Genomic DNA, 23,044 nt, shown 5'->3' on the forward strand with positions numbered 1-23,044 from the left:
AAAACGCCCCCCACCCGGGCGTGTCGCCAAACCAAAACCACCCCCCAACCAACCACAAAACCAGGACCGCAAACCACCCCATGCCGGTCCGATGGCCATCTCGACAAGCTCGATCAACGAAATGGAAACATTCCGCAGACAAGCCCATACACGACGCTGCTACCAGGCCGACGCGCATGGGGTGGGGTGCCGCATCCACTCAGGGAGCGCTAGTTCGTCGGAGCCTCGGTCACGAAAAGCTCGCTCACCGAGCTGTAGTACTGGTCGGTTGTCCCCTTATGCGTCATACCAATGCGCAGGCAGACCCGCTGTGACGGGCGATTACTCGGGGTGGTCACGGCCACCACCCGGTCGAGTCCCGTCTTCCAGCCTTCGGCTAGTACAGCGGATGCAGCCTCGGTCGCGTAGCCATGGTGCCATGCTTTCGGGTGAAAGTGCCAGCCGATCTCGGTATCCCCCGACGGTTCAAGCGGCGTGACCGGGCTCGATGCCGGAATCGACTTGAGCAGCAGGTTGCCGAAAATTTCGCCGGTGTCGGCATCCGTTACGGCTCTGATGGCGTGAATGGGGTGATCCATTCCCTGCCACCGGGTAATCACCGCGATCGCTTCGGCGCGATCGGTCATCACCCGCGGATGCAGCCCGATGTGTTGCTGCACAGACCACAACGAGTACAGCCCGAAGACAAAGCCGGTGTCATCGAGGCTCCAGGGGCGCAGCAGCAAGCGCTCGGTTCGAAGAGTGTCCACTTCGACATTTTGCCACTCGCACCTGCCCGATCCCTCTACCGAGCTCACACCTCGCGAAAGCTACTCCACGAAAATGCCGGCGAGGGTCTTCTTGCCGCGGCGCAGTACAGCCACTCCCCCGGGAAGCACTGATCCTTCGATGGTCAAGTCAACGCTCGTGACCTTCTCGTTGTTCAGGTAGACCCCGCCCTGCTGTACCGCGCGGCGCGCGTCACCGAGGCTCTTCGACAACTCCGTGTCGACGAGCAACTGTAACACGGTGGCGTGCGGCGCCGTCGTCGTGTGCGGAAGTTCGCGCAGCGCGGCCTCAAGGGTATCGGGGTCGAGTTCGGCAAGGTCGCCCTGGCCGAACAGCGCCTCGGCAGCGTGGAGGGCAGCATTCGTCGCCGCCTGGCCGTGCACGAGACTGGTCACCTCGAAGGCGAGTCGGCGTTGCGCCTCACGACGAAACGGTTCGTTTTCGACGAGCTCGGCGAACCTCTCGATTTCGATGCGGGACAGAAATGTGAATACCTTGAGCCGAAAGATCACGTCGGCATCGTCGGTGTTCAGCCAGAATTGGTAAAAGGCGTAAGGGCTCGTCAGGTTCGGGTCGAGCCAAACCGCGTTTCCCTCGCTCTTACCGAATTTGGTGCCGTCGCTGTTGGTGATGAGCGGCGTACCGATCGCGTGCACGCTGCCGTTTTCCGCCCGACGGATGAGATCAGTTCCGCTCGTGAGATTGCCCCACTGATCACTGCCGCCGGTCTGCAACACGCAGCCGTAGCTGCGGAACAGTTCGAGGTAGTCAAGGCCCTGCAGAATCTGGTAGCTGAATTCGGTGTAGCTGATGCCGGCATCAGAATTCAAGCGCGCGCTGACGGCATCCTTCTTGAGCATCGTACCGACGCGGTAGTACTTTCCGATTTCGCGCAGAAAATCGATCGCGCTGAGCGGTGCGGTCCAGTCCAGGTTATTCACCAGGGTGACGGCATTGTCGCCCTCTGCGCTCAAGAACCGCGAAACCTGAGCCTGCAGGTAGCCGACCCATTCGGCGACGGTGTCGGTCGGGGTCAGGGTGCGCTCGGCGGTCGGGCGCGGATCCCCGATGAGTCCGGTGGATCCGCCGACCAGTCCAAGCGGATGGTGTCCAGCCAGTTGCAAGCGACGCATCAGCAATAGCTGCACGAGGTTGCCCAGGTGCAGGCTCGGCGCGGTCGGATCGAATCCACAGTAATAGGTGATCGGGTCACCATCGAGCAGCGTTTTGAGCTCGCTCTCGTCGGTGGAGACGTGTACAAGGCCGCGCCACTTGATCTCCTCCCAGACGGAATCGAAGGAAGGGTCATTGGTCTGCTGGGCGAGGATGGTTGGGTCTGACACGCGTTCAGATTACCAGCCAGAAACAAGCCACCTACGGTGCGGCCGAAGGGAGGCAGCCAGAACGCGCCCCTATTCTGTCTCCTGTCCTACTTTTCAGCCAGTAATGTCAGTATCGTGACCCTGCTCGCCTGTGTACTTCTGACCGCTGCTGGCGTTGCTGGAACCATTGGAACATTCAGCCGCCGCTCGGTGGCAGCAACCCTCTGTGGTGTTGCGGTGCTCGCGCTCCTCGGCGGTTGTTTATCTGTCGCTGCCTTGGGTACACCGTTTGAACAGGAACTTCGCTGGTGGGTCACAATTTCAGCGATCGCATCAGCAACTATGGGAGGTGGTCCGGTAGTTCAAGCAACCTTGAAGCTCGCTCTGCGCAAGGACCCTGCCCCGGCTGGTGAGGCTCTTCCCGCCACCGTGTGGATCGGAATGATCGAGCGATTTGGGTTTGTTTTGGCCCTCCTTCTCGGCCTTCCTGAAGTGGCAGCGATACTTCTGGGCATAAAAGCGCTCGGACAATACACTTCATCGTCCAATCACGTCCCCGCCATGAGGATCTTAGGAACACTCACCAGTATCTCGTGGGCGCTCATTTGCTTCGCGGTCGTTGCGATGGGATTTCCACAGTAGATCTGAGAATGAAATCGAGCAACCGGTATCTGAGCCGTGCACTCGCGCTTCAACCCGGTTGGTTTTCGCTGAATTCTCTCTGGGCGGCGAGGCGCGGGGTTACGTGGTCGCAATAACGCGCAGCATCCTGCCCGGCGTGCTCTTTCACCTTCTGTTGAACATCAGCGGCAGCCTCACCAACCATGATGTTTTCTGGCACACGGTTCTCGTCAGCGGCATGGTCATCGTCCTGACTCTCCAGCAGGCCCGGCGCGAATGCCACGGCTACCGGCTGAGCGCTGTCGTCAGGTCGCGTACCCGGTTGACCAGGTGGGCGCGCTGCTCGGCGACCCGCACAGGGGCGGTTCCGGCGACGCCGTCGCGGCTGTCGACCGATCCGCGAATGGTGAGCACCTCTCGCACCTCAGGAACAAGGTGCGGCGAAATGGCCAGCAGCGCCTCGTCGTCGACCTCGTGCAGGTCGAGTCCGTTCGTTTCGGCGAACTTCACCAGCGAACCGGTGATTTCGTGCGCATCGCGGAACGAAACGTGGCGTTTAACCAGCCATTCCGCAACATCCGTTGCGAGGGAAAACCCCTGCGGCGCGAGCTCGGCCATCCGCTCGGTGTGAAAAGTCATGGTCACGACCATACCGGTGAAGGCGGGCAGCAGTACTTCGAGGGTCTGGATCGAGTCGAAGACCGGCTCTTTGTCTTCCTGCAGGTCGCGGTTGTAGGCGAGTGGCAGGCCCTTGAGCGTGGTGAGCAGCCCGGTAAGGTTGCCGATCATTCGGCCGGACTTGCCACGGGCGAGCTCGGCGATGTCGGGATTCTTCTTCTGCGGCATGATCGACGAGCCGGTGGAATAAGCGTCGTCGAGGGTGACGAAACCGAATTCGCGGGTGTTCCAGAGAATGATCTCCTCGGCCAGGCGGGACATATCGATGCCGATTTGCGCGGTGATGTAGGCAAATTCGGCGACCAGGTCACGGCTCGCGGTGCCGTCGATGGAATTTTCCACCACGGCGGAGAAGCCCAGATCGGTCGCCACTCGCGTCGCGTCAAGACCGAGGGTGTTGCCGGCGAGGGCGCCAGAACCGTAGGGGGACGCATCCGCTCGCCGACCCCAGTCCACGAAGCGGTCGAGGTCGCGTACCAGCGGCCAGCAGTGCGCCAACAAGTGGTGGGCGAGCAGCACCGGCTGGGCGTGCTGCAGGTGCGTGCGGCCGGGCATAATGGCGGTTTCGTGAACTTCGGCCTGCGTGGCGAGGGCATCGATCAGTTCGATGACGAGGGAGGCGAGGACTGCGGCATGGTCGCGCAGCCACATGCGCACGAGCGTTGCGACTTGGTCATTGCGGCTGCGGCCGGCGCGAAGTTTGCCGCCCACTTCGACGCCGATGATGTCGATGAGGCCACGCTCGAGGGCGGAGTGCACGTCTTCATCGGCCTCGGTCGGCTGAAATTCGCCGGCCAGGACGGCGCGCTCGAGTTCTTCGAGCGCGCCGACCATCTGGGTCAATTCGGTGTCGGTGAGATATCCGGCTGCGGCGAGGGCCCTGGCGTGCGCGCAGCTGCCCTGCAGGTCGTATTCGGCCAGCATCCAGTCGAACTGGGTCGACTTGCTCAGCCGTGCCAATTCCGGCGACGGTCCCCCGGCGAAACGGCCGCCCCAGAGGGCGCCCGCCTTGCCGGCGCGGTTCGCATTCTTCTCACTCGACACAGATGCCCTACTTCGCGGCGGAGTCGCGTCGTGCGGCGACCTTGCTCGGCAGCGACCACAGCTCGATAAAGCCCTTGGCCATGGACTGATCGAAGGAGTCGCCGGTGTCGTAAGTGGCAAGGTTGAAGTCGTACAGGCTGGTCGTGCTCGAACGGCCGGTGACGACGGCACTGCCAGCGTGCATTTTCAAACGGATGTCGCCGGTCACGTACTTCTGCGTGTCCTCGATGAACGCATCGAGGCTCTTCTTCAAACCGGAGAACCAGAGACCGTCGTAGACGAGCTCAGCCCATTTGCTCTCGACGCCACGCTTGTAGCGGGCAACGTCGCGCTCGAGGGTCATGTTTTCGAGCTCTTCGTGGGCGGCGATCAGGGCGATACCGGCCGGAGCCTCATAGATCTCGCGGCTCTTGATGCCGATCAGGCGGTCTTCGACGATATCGATGCGGCCGACACCTTGATCGCCGGCGAGGCGGTTCATGAGCTGGATCATCTGGAGCGGGGTGACTTTCTTGCCGTCGATGGCGACGGGCACGCCCTGCTCGAAGGAGATGACAACCTCGGTCGGGGCGCGGGTAACCGACGGGTCCTGCGTGTAGGTATAGAGGTCTTCGATCGGTGCGTTCCACGGGTCTTCGAGGAATCCAGTTTCCACGGCGCGACCCCAGACGTTCTGGTCGACCGAGTACGGGCTCTTCTTGGATTGCACGATGGGCAGGTCGTGCTTGGCGGCGTACTCGATGGCTTTGTCCCGGGTCAGCGCGAAGTCGCGCACCGGGGCGAGCGAGGTCAGTTCGGGAGCGAGGGCGGCGACAGCCGCTTCGAAGCGAACCTGGTCGTTGCCCTTGCCGGTGCAGCCGTGGGCGACGCTGTCCGCGCCGAGTTCCTTGGCGGTCGAGGCGAGGTACTTGGCGATCAGCGGACGGCTGATGGCCGAAACGAGCGGATAACGCTTCTGGTATAGAGCGTTCGCCTTGAGCGTCGGCACGATGTAGTCGTTCGCGAACTCGTCCTTGGCGTCGATGACGATGGATTCGACAGCGCCGCAATCGAGGGCGCGTTGACGGATCACGTCCATGTCTTCGCCCTCCTGCCCCACGTCGACGGCGAGGGCTACGACCTCTTTACCGGTGGCATCTTTGAGCCAGCCGATACCGACCGAGGTATCCAGTCCGCCCGAGTATGCGAGTACAACGCGTTCCGCCATGGTTCTCCCTAAAATCTTGATCTGACTAAAGTTTACGTGCTGGGGCGCTGGCCCCTGTCGCCCGCTGAGAACCGATACTCTTTCTGCGCCCGGGGCCGGAAAACGGGCCCATGATCTATCGCGGGCCGCGTTGCCGGGCCTGGGCCGCGCCGGCTCCAGAGCGGATGGGCACGGGCGCGGCGGTCAGGCCACGTTGTGGGCGAGCAGCCAGACCAGTAGGGCCTTCTGGGCGTGCAGGCGGTTCTCCGCCTCATCCCAGATGATGCTCTGCGGGCCGTCGATGACCTCGGCGGTCACCTCGTAGCCGCGGTCGGCCGGCAGGCAGTGCATGAAGTGCGCGCCGGGCTTGGCCAGGGCCAACAGAGCCGCATCGACTCGGTACTCACCGAGGTCACCGAGTCGCGTGGCCTTCTCCTCTTCCTTACCCATCGACACCCAGGTGTCGGTGATGACCACATCGACACCGGTGACGGCCTCGCGCGGGTCAGTGAACAGGGCGACCGAGCCGCCGGTGCAGGCAGCGATGGCCGTCGCATCCGCTACGACCTGATCGGTGGGGGTGTACCCGACCGGGGACGCGATGCGCACGTGCATGCCGGCGGTGGCGCCGGCGAGCAGGTAAGACTGGCCCATGTTGCAGGCGCCGTCGCCGAGAAATGCGAGAGTTTGGCCGGCCAAATCTCCGCGGTGTTCACGGATGGTGAGCAGGTCGGCGAGCAGCTGGCAGGGGTGAAAATCGTCACTGAGCGCGTTGATGACGGGCACCGTCGTGCCAAGCGCCATCTCCTCGAGCCCGGCCTGGCCGTAGGTGCGCCAGACGATCGCGGCGACCTGGCGTTCGAGCACGCGAGCGGTGTCGGCGGCGGTCTCCTTGCCACCGAGCTGGCTGTTCGCGGTGCTGATGATGAGGGGGCTGCCGCCGAGGTCGGCGATACCGACCGCGAAGGACACCCGGGTGCGTGTTGAGGACTTGTCGAAAATGACCGCGACGGTCTGCGGGCCGGCGAGCGGGCGCACCGCGAATCGGTCTCGCTTCAGTTCCAGGGCCAGGTCGAGAATCTCGGCCTGTTCGGCCGGGGAGATGTCGTCGTCGCGCAGGAAATGGCGGGTCACGGTGTCACTTTCGAAGAATTGACGGTATTGCGCGGCATGCGAAACGGGTCGGACTCGCGCAAAGTGGGATTCATCCACCCTAGCGGGAGTTTTCAGGTCAGGCGCGTTCAAACTTTGAAAAGTACTGGTCAGGTCATTTTTTGTCACCTGGTTGGGTACCTGTGCCCAGTCCGACCCGATGATGGATCGGGCTGAGCTCGTCTTCGACCGGCAAGTGTTAGGTGCCCAGGCCCATTCTGGCGATGGCCTCCTCGCGCATGGCGATCTTTCGGATTTTGCCGGAAACCGTCAGGGGAAAGCTGTCTCGCACGTTCGTGAAGCGCGGGATCTTGAAGTGCGCCAGACTGCCGCGGCAGAACTCCGCCACGTCATCGGCGGAAAGTGCTGCGGCCCCGGGCTTGAGGATGATGCAGGCCACCAGTTCCTCGCCGTACTTCTCATCGGGCACCCCGATCACCTGCACGTCCTGGATGGAGGGGTGCCGGTAGAGGAAATCCTCGACCTCCCGTGGATAAATGTTTTCCCCACCGCGGATCACCATGTCCTTGATCCGGCCCTCGACAGCGACATACCCGTCCTGATCCATGCTGGCCAGATCCCCGGTATGAATCCAGCCGTCTTGGTCAATCGCCTCGGCCGTCATCTCGGGCTGGTTCCAATAACTTTGCAAAACACTGTATCCGCGCGTGCAGAGCTCACCGATCTGGCCGCGCTTCACCGTTTCGCCGGTGTCCGGATCGACGATCTTATTCTCGAGGTGGGGCATCGTCAGGCCTACGGTTGAGGTTCTGCGTTCGATGTTGTCCCCTTGACGGGTCATCGTGGACACGGGGGATGTCTCGGTCATGCCGTAGCAAATGGCGACGTCTTTCATGTTCATTTCTTCGATGACGCGCTTCATGACCTCGGCCGGGCAGCTTGTCCCGGCCATCACCCCGGTGCGCAGGGTCGAGAGGTCGTAATCAGCAAAGCCTGGCAGCGCCAGTTCGGCGATGAACATGGTGGGAACACCGTAGAGCGAGGTTCCCTGGTGCTCTTGCACGGCTTGCAGAGTAGATGCCGGAGCGAAGCTGCGACCCGGGAGAATGGCTGCGGCCCCGTGCGAGTAGATGTTGAGGTTACCAATCACCATGCCGAAGCAGTGGTAGAACGGCACCGGCAGCACAACGCGATCGTGTTCGGTGTAGTTGAGCATTTCGCCGATGAAGAAGGCGTTGTTGAGAATATTACGGTGTGTGAGCGTGGCACCCTTGGGAAAGCCTGTTGTTCCGGAGGTGTACTGCAGGTTGATCGGGTCGGCGGCCTCGAGGTCGGCCATGCGGGCGGCGAGCGCGACCGGGGCGACGTCCGTGGCCGCCACGACCACCTGGTCGTAGGTGTACTCGTTCTCCTGGCAGGCGTCGCCGTCGATGAACACGAGCTCTCGAAGCTCCGGGCAGCTCTGCAGGGCCTCCCTTGCCATGGCTGTGTAGTCGCTGTACCGATCCGATGGTGCGGTGATGAGCATCCGCATGCCGCATTGGTTGACCACGAATTCCAGTTCGCCGAGCCGGAAGGCTGGATTCACGTTCACCAGCACCGCACCGATCTTGGCGGTGGCGTATTGCACAATGGTCCACTCGGCGCAGTTGGGTGACCAGATTCCCACCCGGTCACCGCGCGCGATCCCCAACGCCAAGAGGCCCCGCGCGAGCGCGTCCACGGCCGCGTTCAGACCGGCGTACGTCCACTTTCGCCCGGTGACTACCTCGATCAGCGCGTCACGCGTCGGGAATCGGGCGACGGTCTGCTCGAAATGCGTCCCGATCGTGCACTCCAGCAGCGGCTGATCCGATGGCGCGTTGGTGTATGACAGCATTCACAATCTCCTTTAATCGGATGGTTTCATTCCAGCTACGAGAAACTTGAACCGGCCGACCAGAATCAGCTTGCGTCGGCCGTGGTGGCTTAGGTGCTGGAGTACGTGTTGGCGATGCAGCGATAGGCGCCCGTGCTGATCATCGATCCGGTGGTGAGCAATATCTGCTTCGGGTAGGTCGTGATTGCGGTCAGGAGCGGCACCTTCGCCTCACTCTTGGTGGCTTTGACGTTCACCAAAGACAGAGTCTTTTCGAGCTTGAGCCGGATGGAGAGGCCGATCGCCACCAAGACGACGCTGATCAGAAAGGGGACCCGCCACTCCCACGACATGAACTGATCTTTCGAAAGTTGCGACACTCCAAGAATCGCGATCGTGGCGAGCAGCAGCCCGGCCGGAACGCCGACCTGCGGCAGGCTCCAGTACAGACCGCGTTTACTGGGCGGTGCGTATTCGCCGGCGGTCAGCACTGCGCCGCCCCACTCGCTGCCGGTACTAAATCCCTGGATGAGTCGCATCAGAACCAGCAGAATCGGGGCCCAAGCACCGATGGACGCATACGTCGGGAGCAGACCGCGAAGGTAGAGAACGCCAGCAGGGTGCCGGTGACCGGGGCGGCGGGTGGGAAGAACAGCACCCCAAAGACCAAGGCTGCGGCGGAGCCGTACAGCATGAAGTCGGACCGCTCGATCGTGGTGCCGATGAGAACGGATGCGGCGACGCGCCGAAGCGGCCACGAGGTGGCGGGAGCTTGCAGAATTTGAGTCATGAGAATCATTACCTCTTTGTAATGGAATGACACTCTAAACTAACGAATGTTCATTCGTTACGGTATACCGTGAACTATGACTCGGTCAAGAACCTTGAATCGCGCGGCGGTGCTGCAAGCGGCTTCGAGCCTGTTCGCCGACCGTGGCTATCATGGCACGTCGATGCGCGACCTGGCCGACGCGCTTGGGGTCGTGGCCCCGAGCCTCTACAACCACGTGCAGTCCAAGCAGGACATCCTGGTGGAGATCATGATGACGACGATGGATCGCGCCCTCGAGGCCATGGATCACACTCTGAACGGCGTCGCCGACGCGAGCACGCGGCTGTTTCGGGCTACGGAGTCTCTCGTGCTGCAGTCCCTGCGTCATCCCGACGATGTGACGGTGTGTCGCGCCGAGATTTATTGCCTGGACGAGCCGAATCGAACCCGTGTGATCGATAAACGACGCAGTTATACCGGGCGCATCCTCGAGATTATCGAGCTGGGCTGCGCAGAGACTCGTTTCAACATTGACGTGCCGTACGTGGCGGCCTTTGCCGTGGTCGAGATGGGCAACAACGCCAAAGCGTGGTTCCACCAGGACGGCGGAATATCCGACATCGACGTGGCTCGGCACTATGGGAGGTTCGCGCTGCGTATCGTGGGTGCTGAAACCGATTCGATTCTCCCCGACGAAAATGCTGCACCCGCAAGTCCTTGACCCGCGGTCAGCGACTTCAGGTGCAGCTGAGCCGCTCAGCCGATCAGCGGGTAACGCCCGACTTCTGGCCGCCAGAGACTAAAGGCTGGCCAAGGCACGCCCGAACCGCGCTTGGAAGTCGGCGAGTTCGGCGTCGCCCACGATCAGCGGCGGCGCAATGCGAATGCTGGTCTCGTTGGCGGCGTTAACGATGAGGCCCTGGGCGAGCGCGGCCGCGCCCAGCTTCAACGCCACCGGTTCGGTCAGGCCGACGCCGAGTAGCAGGCCACGTCCGCGCACCTCTTCGATCAATGACGAGTGAAAGCCGAGAATAATCTCGCGCAGTTGGTGGCCGCGGCGGGCGGCGTTGGCGGCGAGATCGTCGCGTTCGATCACGCCGAGTACGGCGTTGGCGGTCGCGGTCACGAGCGGGTTGCCGGCGAACGTCGAGCCGTGCTGGCCCCGACTGAACAGCTCGGAGGCCCAGCCGAAGGTGACGAGCGCGCCAATAGGAACGCCGCCGCCCATTCCCTTGGCCATGGTGACGGCATCCGGAAGAATATCAGCGTGGTTATAAGCGAACCAGGCGCCGGTGCGGGCGACGCCGGTCTGGATTTCATCGAGGATGAGCAGCACGCCGTGCTCGGTGCACAGTTCGCGCGCACGCTTCAGATAACCATCTGGCAGATCGATGACGCCGGCCTCGCCCTTGACCGGTTCAAGAAATAGTGCAGCAACGGTGTTGTCGATGGTCGCTTCGAGCGCCTTGATCGTGCTGTCGATGTGTTCGACACCGCCGGGCACCGGTTCGAAGGCCTCGCGCATGTGCGGTTTGCCAGAGAGTGCGAGGGCTCCCATGGTACGGCCATGGAAGGAATCGTGTAGCGAAACAATGCGGGTGCGGTGGCCTTTATTGTTGAGGCGGGCCAGTTTGAACGCGGCCTCGTTGGCCTCGGCACCGGAATTGCAGAAGTAAACCCGGCCCGTCTCGCCGGCGCCGGTGATGCGCTTGAGACGTTCGGCCAGATCAATCTGCGGCGGGGTTGCGAAATAGTTGGAGACGTGGCTGATCGTGCCGATCTGCCTGGTCACGGCCGCGACGACCTCGGGGTGCGCGTGGCCGAGCGAGTTCACAGCGATGCCGGCCAAAAAGTCGAGATACTTCGTGCCCTTCTCGTCCCAGACGTAGCAGCCCTCACCGCGCACGAGCATCGCCAGCGGAGGGCTGAAAGTGCGCATCATCGCGTCGGCGAACCGGTTCTGCCAGGGTTTTTCTGCGGACAAACTCATGCGGGTACTACCTCCGTGCCGATGCCGCTTCCAGTAAAAATTTCAAGCAGGATCGAGTGCGGCACTCGCCCGTCGATGATCGCGGCTTTAGCGACGCCGCCGTCAACGGCGTCGAGGCAGGCCGTCATTTTGGGAATCATGCCCGATTCCAGCGCAGGCAGCAGGTCTCGCAGCTCAGTGACGTCGATGATCGACACCAGCGAATCCCGGTTCGGCCAGTCTCGGTACAGCCCCGCAACGTCGGTGAGAATCACGAGCTTGGCCGCGCCGAGCGCGATCGCGAGCGCGGCAGCAGCAGCGTCGGCGTTGACGTTGAGGGATTGGCCCGGGACATCCGTATCGGGCGCGATCGACGAGACCACCGGAATGCGGCCGGCCGCGAGCTGCGCGAGCACCGCTTCGGGGTCGACGCCGATGACGTCGCCGACCAATCCGAGGTCGACCTCTTCGCCGTCGATGTCCACGCCACGGCGTCTTCCACGGAACAGGCCGGCGTCTTCGCCGCTGAGTCCGGCGGCGAGCGGGCCATGCTGGTTGATGTGGCTGACCAGGTCACGGTTGATCTGGCCGGTGAGCACCATGCGCACCACGTCCATCGCTTCGGGCGTCGTCACCCGGTAGCCGCCGCGAAATTCACTCTCGATGCCGAGACGCGCCAACATGGCCGAGATCTGCGGGCCGCCGCCGTGCACGACGACCGGGCGGATACCGGCGTAGCGCAGGTAGACCATGTCTTCGGCGAACGCACGCTGAAGCTCTTCGCTCACCATGGCGTTGCCACCGAACTTCACAACGATGATCTGGTCGTGAAAGCACTTGAGCCATGGCAGCGCTTCGATCAGCGTCGCCGCTTTAACGGATGCCTCGGCCTGGCTGGTCTCGTCGGCGCTAGTTCTCGGTGTTTCGGTCATGATCAGCTCGAGTACGCGCTGTTCTCTTCGACGTAGTCGTGGGTGAGATCGTTGGTCCACAGCGTGGCCGTTTCACTGCCCGCGTGCAGGTCGATCAGCACGGTGACGGCTCGGCCCGAGAGGTCGACGAGTTCGCGCGGTTGGTCGGGCTCCCCTGCTGTGCACACCTGAACACCATTGATGGCGACGTCAATGCCGTACGGGTCGAAGGCGGCGGCGTTGAGCGGTACCGTGCCGACGGCGGCGAGCACGCGGCCCCAGTTCGGGTCGTTGCCGAAGATGGCTGATTTGAACAGGTTGCTGCGCGAGACGGCGCGGGCCACGATGACGGCTTCATCGTCGGAGACCGCGTTGGTGACCGTGATCGCCACGTCATGCGCGGCGCCCTCGGCGTCACCCTGCAGCTGCAGGACCAGGTCGCGGCAGATGTCGGTGAGCGCTGCGGTGAATTCCACGTGGTCGGTGAGGACGGCACTCGCGCCGGAGCAGAGCAGGCTCACTGTGTCGTTGGTCGACATGCAGCCATCGGAATCGAGGCGGTCGAAGGTGACCCGGGTCGCCGTGCGAAGTGCTGTGTCGAGGTCGGCCGAGTCGAGCACGGCGTCGGTAGTGATGACGACGAGCATCGTGGCCAGGCCCGGCGCGAGCATACCGGCACCTTTGGCCATGGCGCCGATGCTCCAGCCGTGAGGCGAGGTATGTGAGGCTTGCTTCGGACGAGTGTCGGTGGTCATGATCGCCTGCGCGGCCAGGAGGCCGGCGGCGGGCGTAGTGGCCGCATCCGTTTTGATAGCGAGGGTGGCGTCCCAGACGCCGGCGGTGACGAGGTCGAGGTCGAGCTGTTCCCCGATCAATCCGGTAGAGCAAACCAGAACGTCGCCGGACGAGATGTCGAGGCGAGTCGCGACGGCTTCGGCCGTGGCGTGGGTGGTCTGAAAGCCGATACTGCCGGTGTAACAATTAGCGCCGCCGGAGTTAAGAACGATCGCGCTGACGCGGCCGTCGCTCATGACCTGGGTGCTCCAAATGACGGGGTTGGCCTGACAGCGGTTGCTCGTGAACACCGTCGCGGCGTTTTGCAGCGGACCGAGATTCTGCACGAGGGCGAGGTCGAGCCCGCCAGATTTTTTCAGGCCGGCGGTGACACCGGCAGCAACAAAACCAGCGGGAAGGGTGACACTCACGGAGCAACTCCATTCAGGGTCAAACCGAGCGTTTCGGTCAGGCCCAGGGCAATGTTGGCGGATTGGATGGCAGCGCCGGCGGTGCCCTTGACCAGATTGTCGATCGCGGTGATCGTGACCACTCGGCCGGCTGCTTCGTCGATGGCCAGGCCAATCAGAGCGGTGTTGGCTCCGAGGACGTCAGCCGTGCGCGGAAAGCGCCCTTCGGGCAGCAGGTGCACGAACGGTTCGTCGGCGTAGGCGTTCTGCCAGGCGGCGCGCACCGCGGCGGCGCTTGTGCCCGGCACGATGCGGGCGGTCGCCGTCGAGAGGATGCCGCGCGCCATCGGCACGATCACCGGGGTGAAGGAGATGGTGGCGTCTTTCGCCGAAGTGGCGGCGGGGCTCGTCGTTGCGGCCGCGTCGCTGGTGGCGAATCGGCCAGTCCTATCAACAGAAGCGGCGGCGGCCCAGCGTAGTGATTGCACGATTTCGGGAATGTGGCGATGGGTGCCGCCGACAGCGTAGGGGTTGGCCGAACCGAGGATCTCGGCCGCGAGGTTCGGAAGCTTGAGGCTCTTTCCGGCTCCGCTCGGGCCGACAGCAAGCACGGCGACGAGGTCCTGCGCTTCGATCACGCCGGCCTGGATTCCGGGGGCCAGGGCGAGGGCGACGGTGCTGGCGTTGCAGCCGGGAGCGGCGATTCGACGAGCGCCGACGATTTTGTCGCGCTGCTTGCCGTGGGCGGTGGGTAGTTCGGGTACGCCGTAGGTCCAGGCGCCGAAGTAGTCGCCGCCGTAGAAGGCGGCCCAGTCTTCGGAATTTTCGAGGCGGTGGTCGGCTCCGCAGTCGATGACGAGGGTCTCGGCGGGCAGGTGCGCCGTGAGCTCGCCGGATTTTCCGTGCGGCAGGGCCACGAAGACCACGTCGTGGCCGCTCAGATTCTTTGACGTCGTGTCGACGAGGGTCAGGCGCGCGAGAGAACGCAGCGATGGTTGCACATCGATCAGGCGCTGCCCGGCGTTGCTGTGCGCGGTAACCGTGCGCACCTCGAACTCAGGATGACCGGCGAGCAGCCGCAGCAGTTCGCCGCCCGCATACCCGCTCGCGCCCGCCACTGCCACCGAAAACACCATGGGTTAAACCTAGCGCGGCCCCGGCAGCCCCGTTTGCCCGGCGGCGCGCAGCGTAACGGGCGGGGCATCCACTCGCCGTCGCGTTCCCGATATGGCTCGCGGCACTCGTTTGAGAAGCCAGCACGTGTTCAAACCAGTGCCAACTTCCCAAACACATGCCACGACGAGCGGATGCCGCGGGCCGACCCCGAAGGTCGGGCCGCGGCATCCGCTTCAGGCCAGCCTCACTCGCGGAGGGCCGCTCCGAAGCGGTCTGCGGCCAACGCGACACCGGACAGGCGGGCGGCGCTCGCCTCGGCGGCGGTCAACGTACGCTCCTCGCCGCGAAAACGAAGCGCGAACGTGAGCGATTTCTGACCAGGGTCGACCCCGGCACCGCGATAGTCGTCGACGAGCTCGATGCTCTCGAGCAGATCGCCGGCACCCTCCGCGACGGCCGAACGCAGGTCGGCAGCCGGCACGGAAGCCGAAACGACGAGCGAGAGATCCTGCGTGGCGGCGGGCATCGTACGGATCGGCGTGACCGAAAGATCGCCGTCGGCCTGCGCGAAGACGAGCGCGAGGTTGATCTCCGCGACGGCAACGACAGCGGGCAGGTCGTAGTCGTCGGCAACCGCCGGGAGCAGCTCTCCGGCGAACCCGACCGACACGGTTAAGCCTGCCACCGTCGACGCCGAATCGGTCGAAGCCGCTGCGACCGCGGTCGGCACGGTCACGAACAGTTCCGCAGTACGGCCCGGGTGCATCGCCGGGTGCCGCCCCTGGCGAACCTCGATGCGCACGCCGGTAGCCAGCGCCACCTGCTGCACGGCGGCCAACGCTGACTGCCAACCCGCGGCAACCGCGGGGAGGCCCGGCTGGTGCCGCACGTCGTTGCCAACAAGAACGACTCCGACCAGGAGCGGTTGCGGCACAATTCCCGCGTTCAGCGCCGCCTCGGCCTCGGCGCTCGGGCGCTGCGCCCCGGCCGGGAGCACGGCCGTGCCGTAGCTCACTCCAGCCTCGGGCCGAAACACCGGACCCTGCTCATAAATGGCGACGTCAACCAGTCCGCGTGAACGGTTTCGATGTGCGATCTGTAACATGCCCGGCAACATGGACGTGCGCAGGAACGGCGCCTCACCGTCGAGCGGGTTCGCGACCTTCACCTGCACCACAGAAACCGGAACCGAAACCGGGGTAGCGGATGCCGCACCCGCGTCGGCAACACCGGCGCCAGCATCCGCTTCACCAGCTGAAACAGCCGATGAAACGGCCACGCCGAACAGATTGTTGGCCCGCTCGGAGACGAACGGGTAGGTCAGCACCTCGGTGTGACCGGTGGCCGCCAGGGTGTGTGCGACAGTGCGGCGCAAAGTCTGCGTACGGGTCAGGCCGCGGCCGGGCGGTGCAACGGGCAGCACCGAGGGGATGCGGTCGTAGCCGACGATACGGGCGACCTCCTCGGCAAGGGTCCACTTATCGGTGAGGTCAGGGCGCCAGCTCGGCGGGGTGACCTGCAGGTCGCCGTCAACTTCGGCCAGCGAAGCACCGACGTCGACCAGGGCATCGCGCACTTCGTCGCCGGTGTAGGCGAGGCCGATCAGGCCCGATACGAACCCGGTCGGCAGCAGAATCGGCTGTGGCACCAGAGCCTCATCGTAGACCGAACCGAGATCGTCGGCGACTCCCCCCGCGAGGTCCACGAGCAGCTGCACGACGCGGGCGGCAGCGACAGCGGCCACACGCGGGTCGACGCCGCGTTCAAACCGTTTGCTCGCCTCGCTCGGCAGCTTGTGGCGGCGGGCCGAGCGTCCGATCGACACCGGGTCGAAGTTCGCGGCCTCGACCAGCACGTTGACGGTCGTCTTGCTGATCTCGGTGTTCGCCCCGCCCATCACGCCGGCCAAACCTATAGGTCCGGATTCGTCGGTGATCAGCAGGTCCTCGACACTGAGCGTGCGGGAGACCGCGTCGAGCGTGGTTAACTTCTCACCAGCGGTCGCGCGCCGCACGATGATACCGCCCTGCAGTTTGTCGAGATCGTAGCCATGCAACGGCTGGCCGAGCTCAAACATCACATAGTTGGTCACGTCGACGACCAGCGAGATCGAGCGGATACCGACCAGTCCCAGCCGCGCGATCATCCAGGCCGGAGTCGGCCGGGTCGGGTCAACTCCGCGCACAACGCGAGTCACGAACACGCTCGCTCCGGCACGGTCCCGAATCGGAGCCTGGTCGTCGATCGTGACCGGAAAGCGGGTGACCGGCGCCACGACCGTCAGGGCGAGCGCAGGGTCGCGAAACGGCACTCCGGTGGCATGCGAATATTCGCGGGCGACGCCACGAATAGAGAAAGCGTAGCCACGGTCGGGGGTGACGTTGATCTCGACGGCGCTGTCATCCAGGCCGAGCAACGGGATCGCATCCGTTCCCACCGGAGCGTCAATGCCGAGCGAAGAGAGCAGCAGAATTCCGTCGTGCTCGTCGCCGAGACCGAGCTCACGAGCCGAGGCGATCATGCCGTCGGAGACGTGGCCATAGGTCTTTCGGGCCGCGATTGGAAACGGACCGGGCAGCGAAGCGCCGGGCAGGGTCACGACGACCTTGTCGCCGACGGCGAAGTTGTGTGCGCCGCAGATGATGCCGTGGATGGCCGGGCCGCCGTCGGCAGCGAGTTCGCCGTCGGGCGCTACGCGCACCTGGCACCAGTTGATGGTCTTGCCGTTGGTCTGCTCTTCGCCGACGAATTCGAGGACCTCGCCGACCACGATCGGGCCGGAGACCTCGAATCGGTGGATGTCTTCCTCTTCGAGGCCGACACTCACGAGCGCCGCATGCACGTCTTCCGGCGTGGTACCGGAGGCGAGGTCGACGAATTCGCCGAGCCAGGACAGTGGTACCCGCATTAGACCGTCATCCCATACTGCTGGCTGAACCGAATATCGCCTTCGACCATGTCGTGCATGTCCTTTACGTCATTTCTAAACATCAGTGCGCGCTCAACGCCGACCCCGAACGCGAACCCAGAATAGACCTCGGGATCGATTCCGGCGGCGCGCAGCACGTTGGCATGCACCATGCCGCAGCCGCCCCACTCGATCCAGCGTGCACCTTCCTTGAAGGTGGGGTGCCAGACATCGAGCTCCGCACTGGGTTCGGTGAACGGAAAGTAATTAGGGCGCAGACGCACCTTTGCTTCTGGACCAAACAGGGCCTGCACGAAGTGATCGAGCGTGCCGCGCAGGTTGGCCATGGTGAGGCCCTTGTCGATGGCAATGCCCTCGATCTGGTGGAACACGGGCGTGTGCGTGGCATCGAGTTCGTCGGTACGAAACACCCGTCCGGGCGCAACCACATAGACCGGCAATTCCCGGCTCAGCAATGCGCGCAGTTGCACGGGCGAGGTTTGCGTGCGCAGGACAAGATGGGCGTCCGTCGGTTCGACGAAGACGGTGTCTTGCATGGCCCGGGCGGGGTGGTCTTCGTCGAAGTTGAGCCCGTCGAAGTTGAACCATTCGCTCTCGAGCTCTGGCCCCTCGGCCACTTCCCAGCCCATGGCCACGAACACGTCGGCGGCTCGTTCGCTGAGCAGCGAAATCGGATGCCGCGCCCCGGCTTTCCAAGCGGATGCCGCAGCTGTCACATCCACCGTTTCGGCGAGGAGCCGGGCGGCCGCTTCAGCCATGCCGATCTCGTCTTCGCGGGCGGTCAACGCCTTAGTGACGGTGCCGCGGGCCTGGCCGACAAGCTTTCCAACGGCAGCCTTCTGGTTTCCGGGCACGCTGCGCATCAGCGCGTTGAGCTTCGACAATGGCGACGACTCCCCCGCATGCTCGCTGCGCACAAGCTTGAGCGCGGCGGTCGTTGTGGCGACGGCGATGGCGGCTAATGCCGCGTCAACCGCGGCGTTCACTGCCTCTTCGGTAATGGCGGGTGGGTCGATGGGACCAGCGGAATCAGACACAGTCCCTGAGTTTACCCGCCTTAGAAGGTCTGGCTTTTGCTCCGAGCACCCAGCGCTTGCGGGTCGACCCGGTCAGGGTCAGCCGGAGGTGTCGAGTCCTCGTCGGTGACGCTGCCCGCCTGCGGCCCGGTGCGCTTGGCAATTCTGCGTGCCAGCCAGGACAGTGAAAGGTTCATGGTCAGATAGATAGCGAGCACAATGAAGAAAAACGAGAACTTGTACTGTTCGCCGAAGAAGTTGGCAAGCTGGTTGAGCCCGGCCCGAAGCAGTTCGTTGTAGCCCACGATAAAGGCCAGTGACGTGTCCTTGAGCAACACCACCAGCTGGGCGATGATGATCGGCAGCATCTGGCGAAAGGCCTGCGGGAACTCGATGCGGAACCGCGTGGCCACCGGGGTCAGCCCGATGGCAAGCCCAGCCTCTCGCTGCCCGCGCGGCAGGGCGTTGATCCCAGCGCGGAGTGCCTCACCGATGATGGCGCCATTATACACCGACAGGGCGGCCACACCCGCCCAGAACGACCCGGTCGCGAACACCAGCAGGATGAAAAGCATCATGAGCAGCACGGGCATACCGCGGAAGAATTCGAGCAGCACAGTGGTGGGCACCCGGATCCAAGCAGATGCCGACAAACGCCCAAAGGAGAACAGCACTCCGATCACCAGCGCGAAGACGGCGGCGACCGCGGCCATACGCAAGGTCGCAAGCGCGCCGAACCCGAGGGTACGCCAGACCAGCAGGTCGTTGAAGACGTCCCAGCGACTGATATCCCACAAGCCAGGCTCCACCGCCCCGTTGGCGCTGATCTTGGGCAGGCCGAGCAACACGATCAGGGCGAGAAAACCACCGGCCAGGACGATCGTTCCGAGAACGGAGATGAGACGCGATCGCGCGCGGGACTTCGGCCCGGGGGCGTCGTACAGTACAGAACTCATCGGAGCACCGCCACCTTCTTCTCGATCCTGCCAGCGATAAGGCCAAGAGGAATGGTGATCACCAGGTAGAACGCTGCGACCGCAAGCAGGATAGGGATAACGGCATCACCGCGGTCGTTGGTCACTTTACGGGCGGCACCGAACAGCTCGAAGACGAAGAACGCACCGGCGACAGAGGTGTTCTTGGTAAGAGCGATGAGCACATTGATCAGTGGTGGCACCACCATGCGGATGGCCTGGGGCATCACCACGAAGGTGAGCGTCTGCCCGAAGGTGAGGCCCACACTGCGTGCTGCTTCGGCTTGCCCCACGTGCACGCCGTTGACGCCGGATCGAAGTGCCTCGGCGACGAAGGGCGAGGTGTAAACCGTGAGCCCGATGGCTGCCAGCTGGAAGTATCCGGGGCTGAACTCCAGCAGCGGCAGGAGGTAGGCGCAAAAGAACAGTACGAGCGTCAGCGGGGTATTGCGAACCAGTTCCGTGTAGGCGGTTGCGAACACGCGAAATGACGAAATCGGTGAGATGCGCATGGCGGCGACGATCAGGCCGATTACGGATGCACCGATGCCGGCGATGATGAGCAGGCCCAGTGTGTTCCGGAAGCCTTCCAGGAACAGCGGCAGGTTGTCGATGACTGCGTCCACAACTCACCTCCTCGTCTTTTGTCTGTCTGTTTGTCAATACGTGGAACATGCTGATTTCGTCACCGTGGCGACCCGCCCCTGGGCGGATCGCCACGGCTCAATGCTGGTTAGCGCGAGCTAGCTAGCGATTAGCAGGGGTCGACCTAGTAGCGGTCGACGGCTGGCGGGGTGGGGGTGTCGAGCACGGTGCCTGCGGTGGATTCCCAAGCCGAGACCCAGCTACCATCCTCATACGCTTTCTCGAGCACGTCGTTGATGAACGTACGGAATTCGGTGTCGTCATGCGCGAGGCCGATGCCGTAGGGCTCTTCGGTGAATGCGTTGTTGACGACCTCGAACTGACCGGCGTTCTGGTCAGCCAGACCAGCCAGGATCACGTTGTCGGTGGTCACTGCGGCGACTTCACCGCTGCGCAGCGGACCGAGGCAGTTGGAGTAAGTATCCGAGGCAATGATGTCCGTCGTGTACTCGGCGATGTTCTTCTCCGACGTGGAACCGCTCACGGTACACACCTTCTTGCCGGCAAGGTCCTCCGGACCGGTGATGTTGTCCGGGTTGCCCGCGAGTACGAGCAGGTCCTGCCCGGCGGAGTAGTACGGTCCAGCGAAGGACACGACCTCCTTGCGGGCGTCGTTGATCGTGTAGGTCGCGATCACGAGGTCGACCTGGCCGTTCTCAATGAACGGCTCGCGGTTGGCAGACACCGCCTCGCTCCAATTGATGCCCGATGCCGGAATGCCGAGCTTTGCTGCGATGAGCTTTCCCATCTCAACGTCAAAGCCGACTGGATCGCCATTGGGGCCGAGCAGGCCGAACAGCGGCTGGTCGAACTTGGTTCCAATCTTGATGGAACCGGCGTCGGCCAGGCGGGCCATGGTGCTTCCCTCGGGGAACGACACCGCCGTCTCCACGGGGGCGGCGTCGCCGGTGGGGGCACCCGAGTCCGCGCAGCCACTGAGCACGAGCGCACTTGCGATCGCAACGGCCGAAATCACTAGACCTTTTTTGAGTCTCATGGTTTTTCTCCTGATTGCTGGTACTGCTGCTGTGTAAACCCTGTCCACCGATTAGTGGGCAAGTATTTTGGAGAGGAAGTCTTTCGCTCTCGTGCTTTGGGGGTTGGTGAAGAATTCCTGGGGCGTGGTCTCCTCCACGATCTCGCCCTCCGCCATGAAGATGACGCGGTCTGCGGCCTTGCGGGCGAAGCCCATCTCGTGCGTCACGACGATCATGGTCATACCGTCGTTGGCGAGGTCGACCATGACCTCGAGCACCTCATTGATCATCTCCGGGTCGAGGGCACTGGTCGGCTCGTCGAGAAGGATGACCTTCGGATCCATTGCCAGGGCACGCGCAATGGCGACGCGCTGTTGCTGGCCACCGGATAACTGTGCGGGCATCTTCTGCACCTGGTTGGCTACTCCGACACGGTCGAGCAGTGCCATCGCCTTCTTCTCGGCGTCTGCTTTTTTGAGGCCGCGCACCTTGATCGGACCGAGGGTCACATTTTCAAGCACGGTCTTGTGCGCAAACAGGTTGAAGGCCTGAAAGACCATGCCGACGTCCGCACGGAGGTGGGCCAGGGTTTTGCCCTCTTCCGGCAACTTGACGCCATCGATGGTGATGACGCCGTCATCGATGGTCTCGAGGCGGTTGATGGCCCGGCAGAGCGTCGATTTTCCCGACCCACTCGGTCCAATCACGACGACCACCTCGCCGCGGTTGACCACGGCGTTGATGTTCTTGAGAACGTGCAGTTCTCCGTAGTGCTTGTTGATGTCCTTGACGACGACTAGCGGTTCGCCCCGACGAACGGTGATATTCGAGGTGGCCGGGGACGAATCTATTGGCTCCATACCCCCCAACTTAGAACAGATCATCAGATGAGGGGTGCCAAATTCCCGGACAGTAACGCATTTGTAACAGTCCAGGCCTCCGTTGTCTGTGCTATGTAGTCGGTCAGCCGGCGGTCTCCGACCGGGCACCAGCCGGCCCGTTCAGCGGCTCGGCCGCCGCAGAAAAAGGGTCGGCTCGGCCAGGCCCGAGCACACTCGCCCCTGGCATGCCGGATGCCCGGACGGAGCTGTCCGGGCATCGGGTTTTTGTGCGGAAGGGCAGGTCAGGCGCGCTGGGCGAATGCACTTTCGTACAGGCAAACTGATGCCGCGGTCGCCAGGTTCATCGACTCGGCTTCGCCGTAGATCGGCACGCTAATGCTGCGGTCGACCCGGGCGAGGTCTTCGTCGCTCAGGCCGCGAGCTTCGTTGCCGAACAACCATACCGTCGGAGCAACGAGCAGCCCTTCATTGCGGGCGGAAAGCAGGTTGGAACCCTTGATGTCGGCTGCGAACAGCTGCAGACCGGCGGAACGGGCGCGGTCGAGCACGTCGGAGAGATCGGCCGCTACGGCGACGGGGAGGTGGAAAATGGAGCCGGTCGAGGAACGGATGACCTTGGGATTGTATAGGTCAACGCTGCGACCGGTGAGGATGACGGCGTCCGCGCCGGCGGCATCCGCTGCCCGGATGATGGTGCCAGCGTTGCCAGGGTCGCGCACCTCTTCGAGAATGGCGACGAGCTTGGGTTTGGCGTTGAAGATCTTCTTCACCGAGGTGGGGAACTGGTGGCAGACAGCCACGAAGCCCTGCGGGGTGACCGTATCGGCCATGGCCTCGAGTACCTCTTCGGAGACGAACTCCACCTCGACCTGGGCGTCTACAGCTTTCTGGGCCAGGTCGGTGTAGCGGTCGAGCGCGGTGGGCGTGGCGAACAGCTCCACGACGAGCTCTGGGCGAAAGGTGAGGGCTTCTGAGACGGCCTGTGGGCCTTCGAGGAGAAAAAGGCCGGACTCGAGGCGTGCGTCGCGCTTGGAAAGTTTTGCGACGGCACGGACGCGCGGTGAACGTGGGTTATCAAGCATGTGGCAAGTTTACTTGCAGAAAAGGAGCGGGCTACCA

The 23,044-nt window shown here is 63.5% G+C and carries 22 protein-coding genes; 2 read left to right on the top strand and 20 right to left on the bottom strand.

The genetic code is table 11. The features are described from left to right. Nucleotides 1-209 precede the first annotated feature (209 nt). Entirely contained in the window at nucleotides 210-749 is a 540-nt protein-coding gene (locus CXY73_RS17200) for a GNAT family N-acetyltransferase (protein WP_104178430.1), read from the bottom strand. Between the two features lie 60 nt (nucleotides 750-809). Next, a complete protein-coding gene (gene tyrS / locus CXY73_RS17205) occupies nucleotides 810-2,111 on the bottom strand; it encodes a tyrosine--tRNA ligase (RefSeq protein ID WP_104139446.1) in 1,302 nt (433 codons plus the stop codon). Between the two features lie 114 nt (nucleotides 2,112-2,225). Here tyrS and CXY73_RS21660 point away from each other — a divergent pair, with 114 nt between their 5' ends. Continuing rightward, complete coding sequence (locus CXY73_RS21660; protein ID WP_146071806.1) at nucleotides 2,226-2,732, top strand: hypothetical protein; 507 nt, start codon at nucleotides 2,226-2,228, stop codon at nucleotides 2,730-2,732. A gap of 49 nt (nucleotides 2,733-2,781) precedes the next feature. On the opposite strand, the gene CXY73_RS17215 is transcribed toward CXY73_RS21660, so the two are convergent. The 7 genes from CXY73_RS17215 to CXY73_RS22995 all read right to left on the bottom strand — a co-directional run bounded on the left by CXY73_RS17215 (nucleotide 2,782) and on the right by CXY73_RS22995 (nucleotide 9,380). Next, nucleotides 2,782-2,994, bottom strand: coding sequence for a hypothetical protein (locus tag CXY73_RS17215; protein ID WP_104139452.1), 213 nt, complete (start codon nucleotides 2,992-2,994; stop codon nucleotides 2,782-2,784). Between the two features lie 2 nt (nucleotides 2,995-2,996). Next, complete coding sequence (gene argH / locus CXY73_RS17220) at nucleotides 2,997-4,433, bottom strand: argininosuccinate lyase (RefSeq protein ID WP_104178431.1); 1,437 nt, start codon at nucleotides 4,431-4,433, stop codon at nucleotides 2,997-2,999. A 7-nt stretch (nucleotides 4,434-4,440) separates the two neighbouring features. Next, complete coding sequence (locus CXY73_RS17225) at nucleotides 4,441-5,640, bottom strand: argininosuccinate synthase (RefSeq protein ID WP_104178432.1); 1,200 nt, start codon at nucleotides 5,638-5,640, stop codon at nucleotides 4,441-4,443. 183 nt (nucleotides 5,641-5,823) lie between these two features. Continuing rightward, the gene (argF, locus tag CXY73_RS17230) at nucleotides 5,824-6,753 is read right to left on the bottom strand and encodes an ornithine carbamoyltransferase (protein ID WP_104178509.1); all 930 of its coding nucleotides are present in this window, start codon (nucleotides 6,751-6,753) and stop codon (nucleotides 5,824-5,826) included. Nucleotides 6,754-6,970: 217 nt separating this feature from the next. After that, the gene (locus CXY73_RS17235; RefSeq protein ID WP_104178433.1) at nucleotides 6,971-8,611 is read right to left on the bottom strand and encodes an AMP-binding protein; all 1,641 of its coding nucleotides are present in this window, start codon (nucleotides 8,609-8,611) and stop codon (nucleotides 6,971-6,973) included. Between the two features lie 89 nt (nucleotides 8,612-8,700). Beyond that, nucleotides 8,701-9,183: an MFS transporter gene (locus tag CXY73_RS17240; RefSeq protein ID WP_233198435.1), complete on the bottom strand. Its 483-nt coding sequence runs from the start codon at nucleotides 9,181-9,183 to the stop codon at nucleotides 8,701-8,703. After that, nucleotides 9,129-9,380, bottom strand: a complete 252-nt coding sequence (locus tag CXY73_RS22995) for a hypothetical protein (RefSeq protein ID WP_233198438.1) — start codon at nucleotides 9,378-9,380, stop codon at nucleotides 9,129-9,131. The genes CXY73_RS17240 and CXY73_RS22995 overlap by 55 nt, the downstream gene beginning before the upstream one ends. A gap of 76 nt (nucleotides 9,381-9,456) precedes the next feature. Between CXY73_RS22995 and CXY73_RS17245 the strand changes: the two genes are divergently transcribed. Next, nucleotides 9,457-10,083: a TetR/AcrR family transcriptional regulator gene (locus CXY73_RS17245; RefSeq protein ID WP_104178434.1), complete on the top strand. Its 627-nt coding sequence runs from the start codon at nucleotides 9,457-9,459 to the stop codon at nucleotides 10,081-10,083. Nucleotides 10,084-10,161: 78 nt separating this feature from the next. Here the strand turns inward: CXY73_RS17245 and CXY73_RS17250 are convergent, their stop codons facing one another. The 11 genes from CXY73_RS17250 to CXY73_RS17300 all read right to left on the bottom strand — a co-directional run bounded on the left by CXY73_RS17250 (nucleotide 10,162) and on the right by CXY73_RS17300 (nucleotide 23,007). Further along, the gene (locus CXY73_RS17250; RefSeq protein ID WP_104178435.1) at nucleotides 10,162-11,352 is read right to left on the bottom strand and encodes an acetylornithine transaminase; all 1,191 of its coding nucleotides are present in this window, start codon (nucleotides 11,350-11,352) and stop codon (nucleotides 10,162-10,164) included. Beyond that, on the bottom strand, nucleotides 11,349-12,263 hold the full coding sequence (gene argB, locus CXY73_RS17255; protein ID WP_104178436.1) for an acetylglutamate kinase: 915 nt from the start codon (nucleotides 12,261-12,263) through the stop codon (nucleotides 11,349-11,351). Before argB ends, CXY73_RS17250 begins: the two co-directional genes overlap by 4 nt. Before the next feature lie 2 nt (nucleotides 12,264-12,265). Then, complete coding sequence (gene argJ, locus CXY73_RS17260; protein ID WP_104178437.1) at nucleotides 12,266-13,447, bottom strand: bifunctional glutamate N-acetyltransferase/amino-acid acetyltransferase ArgJ; 1,182 nt, start codon at nucleotides 13,445-13,447, stop codon at nucleotides 12,266-12,268. Beyond that, nucleotides 13,444-14,562 (bottom strand): N-acetyl-gamma-glutamyl-phosphate reductase, encoded by a 1,119-nt coding sequence (locus CXY73_RS17265; protein ID WP_104178438.1) that lies wholly within the window; start codon nucleotides 14,560-14,562, stop codon nucleotides 13,444-13,446. The genes argJ and CXY73_RS17265 overlap by 4 nt, the downstream gene beginning before the upstream one ends. A gap of 224 nt (nucleotides 14,563-14,786) precedes the next feature. Then, entirely contained in the window at nucleotides 14,787-17,450 is a 2,664-nt protein-coding gene (gene pheT, locus CXY73_RS17270) for a phenylalanine--tRNA ligase subunit beta (protein WP_104178439.1), read from the bottom strand. Next, nucleotides 17,450-18,508: a phenylalanine--tRNA ligase subunit alpha gene (gene pheS, locus CXY73_RS17275; protein ID WP_104139482.1), complete on the bottom strand. Its 1,059-nt coding sequence runs from the start codon at nucleotides 18,506-18,508 to the stop codon at nucleotides 17,450-17,452. Before pheS ends, pheT begins: the two co-directional genes overlap by 1 nt. A gap of 20 nt (nucleotides 18,509-18,528) precedes the next feature. Further along, nucleotides 18,529-19,443: an amino acid ABC transporter permease gene (locus tag CXY73_RS17280; protein ID WP_104139489.1), complete on the bottom strand. Its 915-nt coding sequence runs from the start codon at nucleotides 19,441-19,443 to the stop codon at nucleotides 18,529-18,531. Next, a complete protein-coding gene (locus CXY73_RS17285) occupies nucleotides 19,440-20,087 on the bottom strand; it encodes an amino acid ABC transporter permease (RefSeq protein ID WP_104139492.1) in 648 nt (215 codons plus the stop codon). Before CXY73_RS17285 ends, CXY73_RS17280 begins: the two co-directional genes overlap by 4 nt. A gap of 143 nt (nucleotides 20,088-20,230) precedes the next feature. Then, a complete protein-coding gene (locus CXY73_RS17290; protein ID WP_104139495.1) occupies nucleotides 20,231-21,103 on the bottom strand; it encodes a glutamate ABC transporter substrate-binding protein in 873 nt (290 codons plus the stop codon). Nucleotides 21,104-21,154: 51 nt separating this feature from the next. Beyond that, a complete protein-coding gene (locus tag CXY73_RS17295; RefSeq protein ID WP_104178440.1) occupies nucleotides 21,155-21,943 on the bottom strand; it encodes an amino acid ABC transporter ATP-binding protein in 789 nt (262 codons plus the stop codon). A 263-nt stretch (nucleotides 21,944-22,206) separates the two neighbouring features. Continuing rightward, complete coding sequence (locus tag CXY73_RS17300; protein WP_104178441.1) at nucleotides 22,207-23,007, bottom strand: RNA methyltransferase; 801 nt, start codon at nucleotides 23,005-23,007, stop codon at nucleotides 22,207-22,209. Nucleotides 23,008-23,044 lie beyond the last annotated feature (37 nt).

Source organism: Cryobacterium sp. Y50 (assembly GCF_002929805.1).
Taxonomy (GTDB): Bacteria; Actinomycetota; Actinomycetes; order Actinomycetales; family Microbacteriaceae; genus Cryobacterium.

Bases quoted from the DNA above. Each gene is read 5' to 3' on its own strand.
- CXY73_RS17225 (WP_104178432.1), bottom strand. From the start codon at position 5,640: ATGGCGGAACGCGTTGTACTCGCATACTCGGGCGGACTGGATACCTCG.
- CXY73_RS17235 (WP_104178433.1), bottom strand. From the start codon at position 8,611: ATGCTGTCATACACCAACGCGCCATCGGATCAGCCGCTGCTGGAGTGC.
- CXY73_RS22995 (WP_233198438.1), bottom strand. From the start codon at position 9,380: ATGACTCAAATTCTGCAAGCTCCCGCCACCTCGTGGCCGCTTCGGCGC.
- CXY73_RS17245 (WP_104178434.1), top strand. From the start codon at position 9,457: ATGACTCGGTCAAGAACCTTGAATCGCGCGGCGGTGCTGCAAGCGGCT.
- CXY73_RS17250 (WP_104178435.1), bottom strand. From the start codon at position 11,352: ATGAGTTTGTCCGCAGAAAAACCCTGGCAGAACCGGTTCGCCGACGCG.
- argB (WP_104178436.1), bottom strand. From the start codon at position 12,263: ATGACCGAAACACCGAGAACTAGCGCCGACGAGACCAGCCAGGCCGAG.
- CXY73_RS17265 (WP_104178438.1), bottom strand. From the start codon at position 14,562: ATGGTGTTTTCGGTGGCAGTGGCGGGCGCGAGCGGGTATGCGGGCGGC.
- pheT (WP_104178439.1), bottom strand. From the start codon at position 17,450: ATGCGGGTACCACTGTCCTGGCTCGGCGAATTCGTCGACCTCGCCTCC.
- CXY73_RS17280 (WP_104139489.1), bottom strand. From the start codon at position 19,443: ATGAGTTCTGTACTGTACGACGCCCCCGGGCCGAAGTCCCGCGCGCGA.
- CXY73_RS17290 (WP_104139495.1), bottom strand. From the start codon at position 21,103: ATGAGACTCAAAAAAGGTCTAGTGATTTCGGCCGTTGCGATCGCAAGT.
- CXY73_RS17295 (WP_104178440.1), bottom strand. From the start codon at position 21,943: ATGGAGCCAATAGATTCGTCCCCGGCCACCTCGAATATCACCGTTCGT.
- CXY73_RS17300 (WP_104178441.1), bottom strand. From the start codon at position 23,007: ATGCTTGATAACCCACGTTCACCGCGCGTCCGTGCCGTCGCAAAACTT.